At 61.2% G+C, this 14,588-nt stretch carries 13 protein-coding genes; 3 read left to right on the top strand and 10 right to left on the bottom strand.

Annotated features, from left to right (window positions below; translation table 11 throughout):
• On the bottom strand, positions 1–1,166 hold a 1,166-nt coding region (locus VMA74_RS19650), incomplete at its 3' end, for a hypothetical protein (RefSeq protein WP_325370086.1).
• A gap of 194 nt (positions 1,167–1,360) precedes the next feature.
• On the opposite strand from VMA74_RS19650, the gene VMA74_RS19645 reads away from it, so the two are divergent.
• Positions 1,361–3,496 (top strand): S9 family peptidase, encoded by a 2,136-nt coding sequence (locus tag VMA74_RS19645; RefSeq protein WP_325370084.1) that lies wholly within the window; start codon positions 1,361–1,363, stop codon positions 3,494–3,496.
• 200 nt (positions 3,497–3,696) lie between these two features.
• Here the strand turns inward: VMA74_RS19645 and VMA74_RS19640 are convergent, their stop codons facing one another.
• From VMA74_RS19640 to miaB, 8 genes are all read right to left on the bottom strand, one after another.
• Positions 3,697–4,443, bottom strand: a complete 747-nt coding sequence (locus VMA74_RS19640) for a polysaccharide deacetylase family protein (RefSeq protein WP_325370083.1) — start codon at positions 4,441–4,443, stop codon at positions 3,697–3,699.
• A 156-nt stretch (positions 4,444–4,599) separates the two neighbouring features.
• Positions 4,600–5,616 (bottom strand): magnesium/cobalt transporter CorA, encoded by a 1,017-nt coding sequence (gene corA / locus VMA74_RS19635; protein WP_325370081.1) that lies wholly within the window; start codon positions 5,614–5,616, stop codon positions 4,600–4,602.
• A 53-nt stretch (positions 5,617–5,669) separates the two neighbouring features.
• On the bottom strand, positions 5,670–6,884 hold the full coding sequence (locus tag VMA74_RS19630) for a DUF4105 domain-containing protein (RefSeq protein ID WP_325370079.1): 1,215 nt from the start codon (positions 6,882–6,884) through the stop codon (positions 5,670–5,672).
• 137 nt (positions 6,885–7,021) lie between these two features.
• Positions 7,022–7,861 (bottom strand): HlyC/CorC family transporter, encoded by an 840-nt coding sequence (locus tag VMA74_RS19625; protein ID WP_325370077.1) that lies wholly within the window; start codon positions 7,859–7,861, stop codon positions 7,022–7,024.
• Positions 7,862–8,071: 210 nt separating this feature from the next.
• Positions 8,072–8,539 (bottom strand): rRNA maturation RNase YbeY, encoded by a 468-nt coding sequence (gene ybeY / locus VMA74_RS19620; protein WP_325370075.1) that lies wholly within the window; start codon positions 8,537–8,539, stop codon positions 8,072–8,074.
• 5 nt (positions 8,540–8,544) lie between these two features.
• Complete coding sequence (locus VMA74_RS19615; RefSeq protein ID WP_325370073.1) at positions 8,545–9,567, bottom strand: PhoH family protein; 1,023 nt, start codon at positions 9,565–9,567, stop codon at positions 8,545–8,547.
• 85 nt (positions 9,568–9,652) lie between these two features.
• The gene (locus VMA74_RS19610) at positions 9,653–10,177 is read right to left on the bottom strand and encodes a GNAT family N-acetyltransferase (RefSeq protein ID WP_325370071.1); all 525 of its coding nucleotides are present in this window, start codon (positions 10,175–10,177) and stop codon (positions 9,653–9,655) included.
• A gap of 9 nt (positions 10,178–10,186) precedes the next feature.
• A complete protein-coding gene (gene miaB, locus VMA74_RS19605) occupies positions 10,187–11,530 on the bottom strand; it encodes a tRNA (N6-isopentenyl adenosine(37)-C2)-methylthiotransferase MiaB (protein ID WP_325370069.1) in 1,344 nt (447 codons plus the stop codon).
• 286 nt (positions 11,531–11,816) lie between these two features.
• Here miaB and VMA74_RS19600 point away from each other — a divergent pair, with 286 nt between their 5' ends.
• Positions 11,817–12,833: a lytic transglycosylase domain-containing protein gene (locus VMA74_RS19600; RefSeq protein ID WP_325370067.1), complete on the top strand. Its 1,017-nt coding sequence runs from the start codon at positions 11,817–11,819 to the stop codon at positions 12,831–12,833.
• A 125-nt stretch (positions 12,834–12,958) separates the two neighbouring features.
• Here the strand turns inward: VMA74_RS19600 and VMA74_RS19595 are convergent, their stop codons facing one another.
• Positions 12,959–14,176 carry a trypsin-like peptidase domain-containing protein gene (locus VMA74_RS19595; RefSeq protein WP_325370065.1) on the bottom strand — a complete coding sequence of 406 codons (1,218 nt, stop codon included), beginning with the start codon at positions 14,174–14,176 and terminating at the stop codon, positions 12,959–12,961.
• 236 nt (positions 14,177–14,412) lie between these two features.
• Between VMA74_RS19595 and VMA74_RS19590 the strand changes: the two genes are divergently transcribed.
• Positions 14,413–14,588 (top strand): ubiquinol-cytochrome c reductase iron-sulfur subunit N-terminal domain-containing protein (locus tag VMA74_RS19590; RefSeq protein ID WP_325370088.1); only part of this gene is annotated, 176 nt, incomplete at its 3' end.

The following is a 14,588-nucleotide window of genomic DNA, read 5'->3' as shown; positions in this document are numbered from 1 at the left end:
GTGATAAAAATCAATAGGAGTGCCGTCGCTGTCATTGTGATGGTCGCATCCTTGCGGCGTATTCCAAGTACGCAGCCGGTAGCTGCTAGGATCAGCAGGAAGGGATTGAATGCATAGCAGATGGCATATACGGCGCGCCAGATGGGAACCATGTCGTATGGAGAGTTGCGCGTGCCATAGACGTAAATATCTCCCTGGCCGATGCGGATGCTCCAGTCCCACAATAAAAACGGCTTAGTCAAGTACCAGCGAGCATATTCCCAGGGGCTACTCTCGATTCGGTGCAATACCGCTGCCGCGCCGGCTAACGGCTGCGCCTTTGCGGCATCCACTTCTTGGATGATTTTGATGTAGCTATCGCTGGCCCCGCCGTCCTTATGTCGCGCCCAGGCCATAAAGGCGGTGTGGTATTGCGGCCACGAACCGTCTACCAGGTTCTCTGCCGCCCTGGACGCCGAGGAGATGGAGCCAGCCGGGAGCAGCATATTCCGGATGGACCACGGCACCAATGCGCATAGCGCGGAGCCTATGAAGACAGCGGCGAATCGTGCAGTCACTCTGCGTCGCATCCACAGGTAAACACCTAGCAGTGCTGCAAAGGGGAGTAGTACCGCATTAGTCAATGCCGCCAGCGAAAAGCTGATGCCGCTGGCTGCTGTCCAGCCAGCACGGCCCCGGTCGGTCGCGATGCGCAGCAGCCACATGGACATTGCGCACAAGAAGCCAAACAGCGTTTCGGAAAGAATAAAACTGCCAATGGCGACGCTGTGGGGCCAAACTGCCATGAGAATGCCACAGGCTGCAAGCCAGGATGCTGACATCCAGCGCTGCCCGACCCCTACCCAGAGCAGAACGGTGAGCGTGCTAAGTATTGCCTGGCCTATAAGCAGGTAGGCATACCAGATGTCCCACGGCTTGACGAACGCCAAAAGGCCTGCAAGGAAGACCGGGTAGCCTGGGTCCCGATAACTATCTGGAGATGGAGGGGCAGCTCCGGGGGGGGCGAGCGAAAAAATGGAATACCTGACCAGATTCAGGGCGTAATGGTAGTACTGGACGCAATCGCCGCGAAAGCCTGCGACGTATACCGGCTGGAAAACCACCGCATGAGTGATGTAGTAAATGCGGATGCCGAGTGCAAATACACCCAAGGCCAGATAGAACACCCAGCTACGCCAGCGGGGGGGCAAAGGTTTTTGGACGAGGCGCGACGATGCCGCGCCGCCAAGGCCGGTTACTGGAGCTGGATGACGCATGTACTATCCGCCAGATGGATGAAAAGCATTTGTATACTAAATGCAAAGGGTTCGTACTGGTTGGATACATCTCACGTTTTGATTTTTACTAGCTTGGAACTCTCATGAAGAAATTGTTCATCGTGTTATCGCTCGCCCTGGCAGTTGCTTCAGCCGTGGCCAAGGATGTCTCTTCCGGATCGCTAGTTGAAAACAGAGCCCCGCACCCGTTCGACGTACGCGATTTGGTCATGATGGATCGAGTGAGCGATCCGCAGCTTTCCCCCAATGGTCGCTACGCTGCGTTCAGTGTACGCAGCACTGATTATGCGGCCAACAAAGGGGTCAATGCGATTTATGTTCAAGACATTGCTGAAACAGGCGGCCAGCCGATCAGGCTGGTCGCGAAACAGGCCACCTCCCCCCGTTGGTCGCCGGATGGCCGCAGCCTCTACTACGTGGCCCCGGTTGGAGGCGTTACCCAGCTTTGGCGTTTGGACTTTTCAGCCGACAAACATGGCCCGAACGTGAATGCGGCAGAGGCGCCGGTGCAAATAAGCCACAGCCCACTCGACATCGACGCCTACAAGCTTTCGCCGGATGGCAAGAGCGTGCTGCTGTCCTACGCCGTGTTTACCGACTGCAACGATCTGGCCTGCAGCAAGGAGCGCCTTGACGGCCGCGCGAAGGACAAGTCTACCGGCACGGTCTATCAAAAGTTGTTCGTACGTCATTGGGATACGTGGACGGATGGTCGCCGGAGCCAGCTCTATATAGCCCGGTTCGGGGCCGATGGCAGCCTGCCGGCGGAGCCTACTTTGCTGAGCCGAGGCATCGACGGCGACATACCCAGCAAGCCGTTCGGTGACGACAGCGAGTTCGCCTTTTCGCCCGATGGCAATATGGTGTATTTCGATGTGCGCATCGCGGGGAACAGTGAGCCTTGGTCGACTAACTTCGATATCTATAAGGTGTCGGCGGACGGCAGCTCCTTGCCGCAGAACCTCACGGAAGCCAACGAGGCCTGGGATGCCTATCCCGTGCCTTCGCCCGATGGCAAAACGCTCTACTACCTCACCATGAAAACGCCGGGGTTCGAAGCCGACCGCTTTGCGATCATGGCGCTGGACCTTGCGACCGGCACTTTGCATGAGGTGGACCCTTCCTGGGATCGTTCACCGGGTGGCATGGAGATCAGTGCCGATGGCAAGACGTTGTTCGTCACTGCGGATGACGAAGGCCAGCATCCGCTGTTTGCCGTGGACGTCGCGAGCGGCAAGGTGAAGAAGCTGGTGGGTAATGGTGCTGTAAGCGCCTATTCCGTTGCCGGCAAGCGCATTTTGCTGGCGAGGGATGATCTCAAGCGCCCGTCCGATCTCTACACGGTCAACATGGAAGGCAAGGATTTGAAGCAGGTCACGCATTTCAATGCGGAACGCCTCAAGAACGCCAGGATGGGCGATGCAGAGTTCTTCACCTTCAAGGGTTGGAACAACGAAACGGTACAGGGATACGTGGTGAAGCCGGTGGATTACAAGGCCGGCCGCAAATATCCCGTCGCCTTCATCATTCATGGCGGCCCGCAAGGCGCGATGACCAACGACTGGAGCTACCGCTGGAATCCGCAAACGTACGCGGGCCAAGGGTTTGCGGTGGTCACTATCAACTTCCACGGGTCCACCGGTTATGGCCAGGCGTTCACCGATTCCATTTCAGGTGACTGGGGTGGCAAGCCGCTTGAGGACCTCAAGCTCGGCTGGCAGGCGGCGTTGGACAAATACCATTTCTTGGATGGCGATCGCGCATGCGCGCTGGGCGCCAGCTATGGCGGTTACATGACCTACTGGATTGCCGGTGTGTGGAACAAGCCGTGGAAATGCCTAGTTGATCATGACGGCGTGTTCGATACGCGCATGATGTATTACGCCACCGACGAGCTGTGGTTCGAAGAGCATGAAAATGGTGGTGCCCAGTTCGACGTGCCGGCGAACTACGAGAAGTTCAATCCGCTCAATCACGTCAAGGACTGGCGCGTGCCGATGTTGGTGGTCCACTCCAGCAACGATTTCCGCATTCCGATCACGCAAGGTCTGGGTGCCTTCACCGCGCTGCAGCGGCAAGGCATTCCCAGCGAATTTCTCACTTTTCCTGACGAAAATCACTGGGTGTTGAAGCCGCAAAACAGCGTGCAATGGCACGAAACGGTCAATGCGTGGCTGAAGAAGTGGACGGCCGAGGACGCATCGTCCAGCAAGCCATAGCTCATCGCCGCCTTTCTCTGGGCAGCCAAGCTTCAGCACATAAATATGGGGCCCTCCCCTAAGAGGAATAGGGGAGGGGGATTGCAGCACACGTCAGGGTGGTTGTCGTCTTAATCATGCAGCTTTGGGGTGACGATCCCAGCATCGACATCCACGTGAATGCTGCGATTGCCTGCCCAGCCCACGAGAGGTTGATCGCTTCATTTGAAAGGTGGGTGGTCGGGTAGTACGAACTGGAAACCACGCTGCTCCAACTGTGTAAGTACTTGATCGAGCACCGCGGCTGTGGCCGGTTTGTCGTGTAGCAGCAGGATGGAATGGTTGTCGGTCTCTTCAAGACTCCAATACAGGATCTGCTCCGGTTTGGTCATCCAGCTGTCTTCGCTGTTGGCATTCCACAACATTTGCTTCATGCCGGCCGCATGTACGCTCTGGGTGACGAGAGGCGATGTCATGCCAAAAGGTGGACGGAAGTAGTACGGGCGTCTGCCACTCAGCTTCGCCAGCAGTTGACTGCAACCATCAATCTCGTGCTGCAAGTCTGCCTCTTGCAAATAGGTGAGCTTCAAGTGGTCGAAGCTGTGATTGCCGATGAGGTCGCCATTTTCTTTCAGTTCATCAAGCACTGGCTCGGTGCTGTCAGTGATATGGCTGCATACCAGAAAGAACACCGCATGCGCATGATGCTTACGTAGGATACCGATAATGTGCTCGTCCACGCCGTGGCCGTACGGACCATCATCGAAGGTCAGCACCGCGTATTTGCGCCCCACCAGCCAGTCGCTCACTTCGCGCCATCCGCTGTCGACGGGTTTGATGCTGTTGCCTCCTGGAGCGAGCACGAAAAGCGGTGGAATTGTACGCGCAGCGAGGAGTTCCAGGCTAAACGGGAATACCAGAGCCGCTATGGCGAAAGCGACGCAGAAACGGTAGGCGCGGAGACGCATGGGAATTCCTTTTCATGAGAGGTGTGTGGCCGATAATTCGGCTTTGCCTATTTCCTGTGCCTATCGTAGCAACGCTCCTCAAAGATGTCTTCTGGTGATGCATGGGCAAGCAAGGAGGCTTTTGCTGTGCCGAAGAGTGTTTCTAAATATCTGTCGCTAAAGCCACTTTGCCCGCTTCAGCCACAGATAAATCGTACCCACTACACAAGCCACCAAGCCCATGATCACGGGGTATGCCCATGGCTTGCTGAGTTCCGGCATATGCGTGAAGTTCATGCCGTACCAACTGGTGATCAAGGTTGGCGCGGCAAGCATGGCCGCCCATCCGGCCAGCTTCTTCATCACTTCGTTCTGGCCGAACGTAACCAATGACAAGTTGACGTTGATGGCCGCGGTGAGCATTTCGCGCATGGCGCTGATGGATTCGTTGACGCGGAAGACGTGGTCGTAGATGTCGCGGAAGTAGGCGCGCAGGTCGTCGGGGATGAGGTTGGGATGCAGGCGGACGAGTTGGTTGATGACGTCTTGCATGGGGGCGGCGGCGAGGCGCAGGGTCATCAGGTCGCGCTGCATGTCGTAGAGGCGGCGGACGGTGTCGCGGTTGAGGGTGTCGGCGAAGATGTCTTTTTCCAGCTCCTGCAGTTCTTCGCGGAAGTCGCGCACGATGGGCAGCAGGTTGTCGACGATGTAGTCGAGCACGCCATAGAGGCCGTAGCTGGGGCCGAGGGCGAGCATCTCGGGCGTTTTTTCGCAGGAGCGCCGGGCCGGCGTGTAGGAGAGCGAGGCGCCGTGGCGGACGGTGATGAGGTAGCGTTTGCCCAGGAAGATGTGGGTTTCGCCGAAGGCGATGTGGCCGCTGATCAGCTGGGCGGTCTGCACGACGATGAAGAGCGAGTCGCCGTAGGTTTCGATCTTGGTGCGCTGGTGGGCCTGCTGCGCGTCTTCCACCGCCAGGTCGTGCAGGTCGAATTCCTCCTGCAGTTTCAGCAGTAGCCTGTCGTCGGGTTCGTGCAGGCCAACCCATACGAAGGTATCAGGCTCTTTCAAAATCTCGCTGATGTCGTCGACGCTGATGTCGCGCAGGCGTGTGCCATTGTTCCGATACGCCACGCAGTTCACCACCATGGGGCTATCGGATGAGCTGTTGGCGGAGGAGAGGTCGAGTACGGACATGCGGCGATGATCCTATGCGGCACACGCGCAGGCAATCGGACGATATGGACAGATCAGGCGCTTCTGATGTGTCTAAGCGTCCAGGCCAGCGCCAGCCAGCAAGGTAGGGCGAAAAGTATCCACGGTTGGTTTTGCTGGACGACGCCAGGCAGCAGGTGCATGAGCAGGGCGAGCAACAGCGCGATCAGTTGCAGCAAGAGCGCGCCGTTGGCGAGGCGTGAAGGCGCGATATGGCGACGCGCCTGCCAGGTCGCACGCAGCAGCAGAAAAGCCAGCGGATTGAACAGCAGCAGGTTGGTGTTGGCCCAGGCGGAGTGGTGGGCGGTGAGCGTCCAGAGCACCAGCATCAGCAGCCCGGCGACACCTGCGAAAAGCAGGAAGAGATTGGTGAGTGCGACATAGACCGGCCGCGTGCGGAGCCAGCTAACGACGATCAGCGCGGCGAGCAGCAGTCCGGCGATGCCGAGCGGGATGCGCAAATCGGGCGGCGTGGCGGGCGGTGTGGCGAGACGGTTGGGCGAGAGCAGGGTTTCGCTTTGTACGAGCGGCTGTGTGGCATCGTTTCCGTTGGCGATGGTGACCTTGCGAATGTTGTTCTGCAGTTCTTCCGGCAGAAAGCTTTCCTGCCATGCATTGAGTGGCTGATCGGCGTATGGGCCAAGGCCGAGGTCGAGGATCAGCATCAGCCATGGTTGTGCGCTCATCAGGCGCACGGTTTGCTGCCGGTAGGTCATGCCGCCGGGCAGCTTGGTGAGGCGTGCCTTGATGACGCCGCCCAGCGCGCGGTCGAGTGCGTCGCGAACGCGGGTGGTGCAGTTGTCGACGTAGTAGTCGTAGTTGTAGGTGGCGTTTTCGGGGCGCAGGTTCCAGAACAGGAAGTCGCGCAGGGCGGCGGCTTGTTGTGGCGTGAGGGCCAGCTTTTGCCGGGTGACGGAGCGGCCGGCTTGGGCGTAGAAGTTTTCTTCGTCGGTGGTGGGTTCGGCGTCGATCAGGTAGTGCATCTGGCCACGCGCGAAGTTGAAGAAGAAGTTTTTCTCGTCGAAGTTGAACACGCCGTAGTTGAAGTCCACTGCTTCGCCGCTGGCGGCATCGCGCAGTTCGATGGCGTCGTGGCCGAAGCGTTCCCAGTAGATGTCGCCGGGGCCGTAGGTGATGAGGGAGATTTCCAGCTTTTCGCCGGGGGCGTCGGCGACGCCGGCATGGACGGGGAGGATCGCGCAGCACAGGAGCGCGAGGGCGATGAGGACGAGGCGGCCGGCCTTGGTCATGGGATGGGCGGTCTTTTGCGGGGACGCGTTAGGGTAGCGGATGTGTGTGGCAGACACGGTGGGTTGGGGTGGCGCGTTTCGCGAGGATGGCCCCTCACCCCAACCCTCTCCCCGGAGGGAGAGGGAGTAAGCCGCAGCTAGCGGCGGACTACGCGAAACTGCTGCACGCGCCGATCATCCGCCTGCGTCACGCGGAATTCGAAGTTGCCGATATCGATCTGCTCGCCCACTTCCGGCAGGTGGCCGAACTCGGCGGTGACCATGCCGCCGACGGTGTCGAATTCCTCGTCAGAGAAGGCCGCGCTCACTTCTTCATTGAAATCGGCGATGGGCGTGAGGGCGTCGACGATCCATTCGCCTTCGGCCTGCGGGCGAACCAGGATGGGGTCTTCCTCGTCGTCGTGTTCGTCGTCGATTTCGCCGACGATTTCTTCCAGCACGTCTTCGATGGTGACCAGGCCGGCGACGCCGCCGTATTCGTCCACCACCAGTGCCATGTGGTTGCGGCTGCGGCGGAATTCGGCCAGCAGCACGTTCAGGCGCATGGATTCGGGAATCAGCACGGCCGGGCGCAGGATGGTGCGCAGGTCGAAGTCGTGGCCGTTGCCGAAGGACTTCAGCAGATCCTTGGCAAGCAGGATGCCGAGGATGTCGTCCTTGTCTTCGCCATGCACGGGGAAGCGCGAGTGGCCCGATTCCACCACGGCAGCAAGAATGTCGGGGAGTGGGGAGTCCACGTCGATCATCACGATCTGGACGCGGGGCACCATCACGTCGTCGACGTTGAGCTCGGTGACTCGCAGCGCGCCTTCCAGCATGGGAAGGGTGTCGGCGCCAAGCAGGCCGTTGGCCTGGGCGGTCCGCAACTCGTCGATCAGTTCTTCGCGGTTGCGCGGCTCGCCGGAAAAGAGATGGCCCAGTCGATCCCACCATGTTCGGTGGACCGGGCCGCTGGTACTGCCAGGGTCCTCGTTCATTACTCTTGAGAAAACAGCCCAATCTGGGCGGAGAAATCAGTCTATCGGAAAATCCGTGACAATTCAGAGCCTAGGAAACGTGGACTAGCGCGAACGTCACGGCGCGGTGTGCTGAGCGTTGGGGGCGGCCCTGGTAGCCATCAAGCCGAAGTGCGGATGGTGGCGCGCATAAAGTCGCTGAGCCCCGGCGTTCGCCGGGGCGGCGGGTATTCAAAGTTGGTATGGGTTGGAGATGCCCAGGCCCTTGAGGATGCGGGTTTCCAGCGCCTCCATGCTGGCCGCCTCGGCTTCCTCGATATGGTCGTAGCCGAGCAGATGCAGCACACCGTGCACGGTGAGATGGGCCCAATGGTGCGCCTCCGGCTTGCCTTGTTCGGCCGCCTCGCGGCGCACCACCGGGGCGCAGATGGCGATGTCACCGAGCAAGGGCAGGCGCACGCCTGGCGGCAGGTCGACCGGGAAGGACAACACGTTGGTGGCGTAATCCTTCTCGCGGTAGGTGCGGTTGAGCGTGCGGCCTTCCCGTGTGCCCACGATGCGTATCGACAGCTCCGCGGGCCGGCGGCGGCGCGCGCCGGCCAGGGCCGCCTCCACCCAACGGCGGAAGCTGATCGGCGAGGGGATGCCTGCGCGGGGGAGGCCGTAACTCAGGTGCACGGTGGCCGGCGTTTCGCTCATGCGCATCAGCTCCCGCGGCCAGGCTTGTTACCCGCGTTCCCCGTTCCCTGTTCCCCTTCGCCCGCTTCCTCGAACGCCTCATACGCCCGCACGATCTTCGCCACCAGCGGATGGCGCACCACGTCGCGCGAGGTGAAGAAGGTAAAGCTGATCCCATCCACGCCGCGCAATACCTCGATCGCATGGCGCAAGCCGGAGCGCACGTGTCGCGGCAGGTCGATCTGGCTGACGTCGCCGGTGATCACGGCTACCGAGCCGAAGCCGATGCGGGTGAGGAACATCTTCATCTGCTCGACGGTAGTGTTCTGCGCTTCGTCGAGGATCACGTAGGAGTCGTTGAGCGTGCGGCCTCGCATATAGGCGAGCGGTGCGATCTCGATCACGTTGCGTTCGATCAGCTTGGCCACTTTCTCGAAGCCGAGCATTTCATACAGCGCGTCGTACAGCGGGCGCAGGTAAGGGTCCACCTTTTGCGACAGGTCGCCAGGCAGGAAGCCGAGTTTTTCACCCGCTTCCACGGCCGGACGCACCAGCAGGATGCGCTGCACGCGGTTGGCTTCCAGCGCCTCCACCGCGCAGGCTACGGCGAGATAGGTCTTGCCGGTGCCAGCGGGACCTACGCCAAAGTTGATGTCGTGCGTGCTGATTGCATGCAGGTAGCGCGCCTGGTTGGGCCCGCGGCCTTTGATCACGCCGCGCTTCACCTTGATGGTGACTTCCTGCGCGCTTTCCGCGGCCTCTTCCACCATCGATTCGACGCCGGATTCGGCCAGGTGCAGATTGATCTTGGCGCCGGTGAGTGCTTCGTTTTCAGTGGCGGCGTAAAGTGCGCGCAGCACTTTCTCGCCTGCGCGTGCAGCGGCTTCCTCGCCGATCACTTGGAACAGATGGCCGCGGTGGTCGATTTCCACGCCAAGGCGCAGTTCCACCTGGCGCAGGTGTTCGTCGAAGGGGCCGCATAGATTGGCGAGCCGGGCGTTGTCTTCCGGGTCGAGGGCAAAATCGCGTTGGTTCAAGCCGTCGTTCATAGATGTCGAGTTCTTTCTTGTGTCGTCGCGCCGGCGAAGGCCGGGTCCATGCCTGCGCTGCAGGCAACGTTGCCAGGCTCTCCGCTTACGGCGGCGATGATGCGTTGGTAGGTAGATCGAGTCGATAGAAGCGCGTATCAACCGGCATGAAGGGAAAACCTGCCGGCAACTGCACTTTGTCGATCAGCGCGAAGCCGTGTTTTTCATAGAAACGATGCGCGGCATGGAATTTATCCGTGGTGCCGAGGAACACGCGATGCACGGCGTGCTGTTTTGCCCAATCCAGCGCGCCATGCAAAAGTTTTACTGCCACGCCCCATGCCGTGCCGCGATACGCGGCGGCCACGAACATCTTGCGCAAGGCTACGTCGTGGTAGCCGATGTCCTTCAGGGCGATCGTGCCGACGATCTTTTCATCATCCATGGCCACCCAGAAATTGCCGGCGTCCTGCTGATAATACGTAGGAATCGCGGAGAGATCCGGCTGGCGTTCCAGGTCGATATCGAAGCCGAATTCTTCGCGCTGAATCGAGACGATGAGCTGGCCTACCGCCGCAGTATGCCGCGGCTGGAAAGGCATCAAGCGGATGCGTGCGGCGTCTGCGCCCATGCCGGTGAGTCAGGCGGCTTCGCTATCCACGCTGGCAACACGTCCACGCAGCGAGTTGGTCATGGCCTCGGTGATGACCACGTCCACGAACTGGCCGATGAGGCGCGCAGGCCCCGGGAAATTGACGTAGCGCATGTTCTCGGTACGGCCGGTGAGCTCGTTCGCGTTCTTCTTGCTGGGCTTTTCCACCAGCACGCGCTGCACCGTGCCGACCATCGCCTCGTTGATCTTGCGGGCGTTTTCGTTGAGCACTGCCTGCAAGCGCGCCAGGCGTTCGCTCTTCACGGCGGCCGGCGTGTCGTCGGCAAGATTGGCGGCCGGCGTGCCGGGGCGCGCGGAGAAGATGAAGGAGAAGCTCTGGTCGAAGCCGACGTCGTCGATCAGCTTCATGGTCTTTTCGAAATCCGCATCCGTTTCGCCGGGGAAGCCGACGATGAAATCGGACGAGATGCAGATATCCGGACGCACCGCGCGCAGCTTGCGAATCTTCTGCTTGAACTCCAGCGCCGTGTAGCCGCGCTTCATTGCCGCCAGGATGCGGTCCGATCCGGCTTGTACCGGCAGGTGCAGGAAGTTCGCCAGCTTCGGCACGTTCGCGTACGCCTCCACCAGCGAGTCGGAGAACTCCAGCGGATGCGACGTGGTGAAGCGGATGCGGCCGATGCTTTCGATCTGCGCAATCGCGTGGATCAGCACCGCCAGGTCCGCTGTGCCGCCGTCGTGCATGGGGCCGCGATAGGCGTTGACGTTCTGCCCCAGCAGGATCACTTCGCGCACGCCTAGTTCGGCAAGCTGCGCCACTTCCACCAGCACGTCGTCGAACGGACGGCTGATTTCCTCACCGCGGGTGTAAGGCACCACGCAGTAGCTGCAGTACTTGGAGCAGCCTTCCATGATCGACACGAAGGCGGTGGGGCCTTCGGCGCGCGGTTCGGGCAGGCGGTCGAACTTCTCGATCTCGGGGAAACTGATGTCGACCTGTGGCTTGCCGGTGGCGCGCTTGGCGTCGATCAGCTCGGGCAGGCGGTGCAGGGTTTGCGGGCCGAATACCAGGTCCACGTACGGGGCCCGTTTCAGGATCGCCTCGCCTTCCTGCGAGGCCACGCAGCCGCCCACCCCGATCAGCACGGGCTTGCCACCCTGCTTGTATTCGCGCCAGCGGCCGAGCTGGCTGAAGACTTTTTCCTGCGCCTTCTCGCGGATCGAGCAGGTATTGACCAGGATCACGTCCGCTTCCGACTCGTCCTGGGTCAATTCCAGGCCGTGCGACGCCTTCAGCACGTCGGCCATCTTGGCCGAGTCGTACTCGTTCATCTGGCAGCCGTGGGTCTTGATGAAAAGCTTGCCGCTCATGGCGTCGGGTACCGGTGGGTTCGGAAGGCGGCGCGGAATGCGTCGAACCGCGTATTGTACCCGCAGGTCGGGGTGGATGCGCGGCGCGCCGCCCCTCACCCCAGCCCCCTCCCCGGAGGGTAGAGCGAGCCAAAACCTGTATATCCATGTTCTGGCACACGATTTCGCCAACTCGTGCTTGGCTCGGGGCGGCGGTGGGCGCAAACTGCCGGCCATGTTTGCTGCCGTACGCCAACGCCAAAGGGGAGGCCGCGGCCCGAGGGCAATCCGCCTCCCTGTGTTCCTGATGACCGTCATGCTGGCGCTGATCGGTTGCGCCCTGTTGCTGGGTGCGCGGCCGGCGCAGGCCGGAGTGCTCTACCGCTGCGCCGGGTCGCAAGGCGAGGTGGTATTCACCGGTAGCAAGGCGGGCTATCGGGAGTGCCGGCAGATTGCCTCGTTCCAGGCTGCCGCGCCTTCCCATGCGGAGCCCAGGCGCGAGATGTCCAATCCGGTCCACTCGTTGGCCTGGGTCACCGGCTGGGTGGAAACCACGGCCCAGCCGATTGCGCCGATCATCGTGTCGTTGGACCGTGTCACGGCCGCGGTGGAAACCACGGCCCGCACGCCGCCGCCGCTCACCGGCAAGCCGGGGCAGTGGACCTACAACGACTCGCACAGTGGTTTGTCCACGGCGCTCGCCGATAGCGGCCTGCAGGATTCCGCGGATAACCGCGTGCTGCGCGGCGCGGTATACCGGGTGGTGCATCGCGACGGCAGCGTGGAATACACCAACATCCCGCCGGGTGGCGCGCAGGCAAGCAACGTCACCAAGCTTTTCAGCTACATCGCCACCTGCATGGCCTGCAATCTGCATTCGAACATCAACTGGGGCACGGTGGCGCTCAACCTGGATGCGTACAAGGACGTGATTCATCAGGCCAGCCTGGAATCGGGCGTGGATGAGGCTTTTATCCGCGCCATCATCCATGCCGAAAGCGCCTTCAATCCGCGCGCGATGTCGCTCAAGGGCGCACAGGGGCTGATGCAATTGATGCCGGGTACGGCGAATGACATGGGCGTGCTCGATGCCTTCGACCCGGCGCAGAACATTCGTGGCGGGGCGCGCTATCTCGGCTTGCTGATGAAGAATTTCAATGGCAACGAGCGACTGGCGGCCGCCGCGTACAACGCCGGTCCGATGGCCGTGCAGCACTACAACGGCGTGCCGCCGTTTGCGGAAACGCAGGTGTATGTGCAGCGCGTGGGTGAGTTGCTGCAGCGGTATAGCAAGGCGTTGCATCCGCCGCTGGCCAGTCTTTGAGGTTGGGGCGGGCTTGATGGTCTGCCGGCCAACGCTGGATGCAGCTCTCAAGGCGCCTCAAAGTCACTGGACCCCGGCGTCCGCCGGGGTGACGAATGACTAAGCATTGCCGCGAGTGCTGGCAGCTACCCTTCGATATAGCTCCCTGTATTTCCCTGCGAATTCCCCGCCGGCATCCGTGGCGGCCGCTGGATCACATTCACCATCACATGGAACGGCACGCCGTTGCGCAGGCCGGAGACTTCCACCTTGCTGCCGGGCTTGAGCATCGCCTCGTGGCGGCTGAGGTCGGCGGGGTCGCGGATGTCATCGTTGCCCAGGCGCAGCAGGATGTCGTGCGGCTGGATGCCGGCCGCGGCCGCCGGGCTGCCGGCGTAGACGTCGGTCACCTGCGCGCCGCGCGCCGCTGCCGCGGGCAGGCCGCTGTCGGCGGCCACCGGCACGAAACCGTAGTTCGCGCCGAGCCAGCCGCGGATCACGTGGCCGGTTGCGATTAATTGTCGCAGCACGTTGGTAGCCGTATCGACCGGAATGGCAAAACCGATACCCTCCGCATTAGCTGCCTTGCCGATGAGGAGGGTGTTGATACCGACCAAGTCACCGTTGCTGTTGACCAGCGCGCCACCGGAGTTGCCGAGGTTGATCGCGGCGTCGGTCTGGATGAAATCTTCCGGACTGCTGTTGCTCAACTGGCGGCCGATTGCACTGATGATGCCCATGGTCACGGTCTGGTTGAGGTTGAGCGGATTGCCGATGGCGAGCACCACGTCGCCCACACGCAACTTTTTCGGATCGGCCATCTGGATCACAGGCAGGTTGCTGGCATCCTGGATTTTCAGCACGGCCAGATCCGTTTCCTCGTCCGCACCGACCAGCTTGGCCTTGGCGACGCGTCCGTCGTAGAGCAGTACCTGGATGTCGTTGGCGTCGGCGATCACGTGATTGTTGGTGAGCACGTAACCGTCCGCCGTGACGATCACGCCGGAGCCGAGGTTTTGTTCGCGCCTTGTCTGCGGAGGGCCTGCCGGCGTGCCGCCGAACAGCTGCTGCATAAACGGATCGGTGAACATGCGCACGGCCTGCTCGGTCACGAACTTGTTGGCGTAGATGTTGACGACCGAAGGCGCTGCCTTGGCAACGGCATCGGCGTAGGAAAAGGGAGCCGGTTGTGTTGGCGCGGGTGCACTTGTTGCGGGAATCGGAGCATGCTCATGCTGCAAGCCGAAACGTGTGCGCAGGCGATCGCCGACACCTGGCGAGATCAGGCTGATTACGAATGCGATCGCCAGCCCCAGTATCACGAATCGGGCAACAAAGGCGACGATGCCGGCGGCATGCTTCATGTCGTAATCAGTCTGCAGGAAAAGTAAGCGCGTAAGTGTGGCAGAGCGACGTGACCGCCCATGCGGTTTTATTGTAGGGTTATTGACCTGAGGCTAGACTAACGCGATTTTTGTAGGTAACGCGATTTTGCAGGGGCACGATCCTGGGGCGGTCGGCGAAGCGGAACCTTAGCTCGTCCGCAGCGGCAGAATCTGGTTTCTGCAGTGTCAATGGCATGCAAGTACCGGAGAGCCTGATGGCGAACGAAGTCGTCGATCTAGGCCGCCGCCGTTTTCTCACCACGACGACAGCCGTGGTGGGAGGAGTAGGCGTAGTGGCGGCCGCTGTGCCTTTCATCAAGTCGTGGGAACCCAGTGCAAGAGCGAAGGCCGCCGGCGCCCCCGTTACGCAATCACTTAAGAAGATCGAGCC

Source organism: Dyella sp. (genome assembly GCF_035508675.1).
Taxonomy (GTDB): domain Bacteria; phylum Pseudomonadota; class Gammaproteobacteria; order Xanthomonadales; family Rhodanobacteraceae; genus Dyella_B.
Note: the sequence above shows the minus strand (reverse complement) of the source record. Positions and strands in the feature narration are given on the sequence as shown.

Coding starts and splice junctions, on each gene's coding strand:
- corA (WP_325370081.1), bottom strand. CDS start 5,616: ATGTCCGTACTCGACCTCTCCTCCGCCAACAGCTCATCCGATAGCCCC.
- VMA74_RS19600 (WP_325370067.1), top strand. CDS start 11,817: ATGACCGTCATGCTGGCGCTGATCGGTTGCGCCCTGTTGCTGGGTGCG.
- VMA74_RS19630 (WP_325370079.1), bottom strand. CDS start 6,884: ATGACCAAGGCCGGCCGCCTCGTCCTCATCGCCCTCGCGCTCCTGTGC.
- VMA74_RS19595 (WP_325370065.1), bottom strand. CDS start 14,176: ATGAAGCATGCCGCCGGCATCGTCGCCTTTGTTGCCCGATTCGTGATA.
- VMA74_RS19615 (WP_325370073.1), bottom strand. CDS start 9,567: ATGAACGACGGCTTGAACCAACGCGATTTTGCCCTCGACCCGGAAGAC.
- VMA74_RS19625 (WP_325370077.1), bottom strand. CDS start 7,861: ATGAACGAGGACCCTGGCAGTACCAGCGGCCCGGTCCACCGAACATGG.
- ybeY (WP_325370075.1), bottom strand. CDS start 8,539: ATGAGCGAAACGCCGGCCACCGTGCACCTGAGTTACGGCCTCCCCCGC.
- VMA74_RS19640 (WP_325370083.1), bottom strand. CDS start 4,443: ATGCGTCTCCGCGCCTACCGTTTCTGCGTCGCTTTCGCCATAGCGGCT.
- VMA74_RS19645 (WP_325370084.1), top strand. CDS start 1,361: ATGAAGAAATTGTTCATCGTGTTATCGCTCGCCCTGGCAGTTGCTTCA.
- VMA74_RS19610 (WP_325370071.1), bottom strand. CDS start 10,177: ATGGGCGCAGACGCCGCACGCATCCGCTTGATGCCTTTCCAGCCGCGG.
- miaB (WP_325370069.1), bottom strand. CDS start 11,530: ATGAGCGGCAAGCTTTTCATCAAGACCCACGGCTGCCAGATGAACGAG.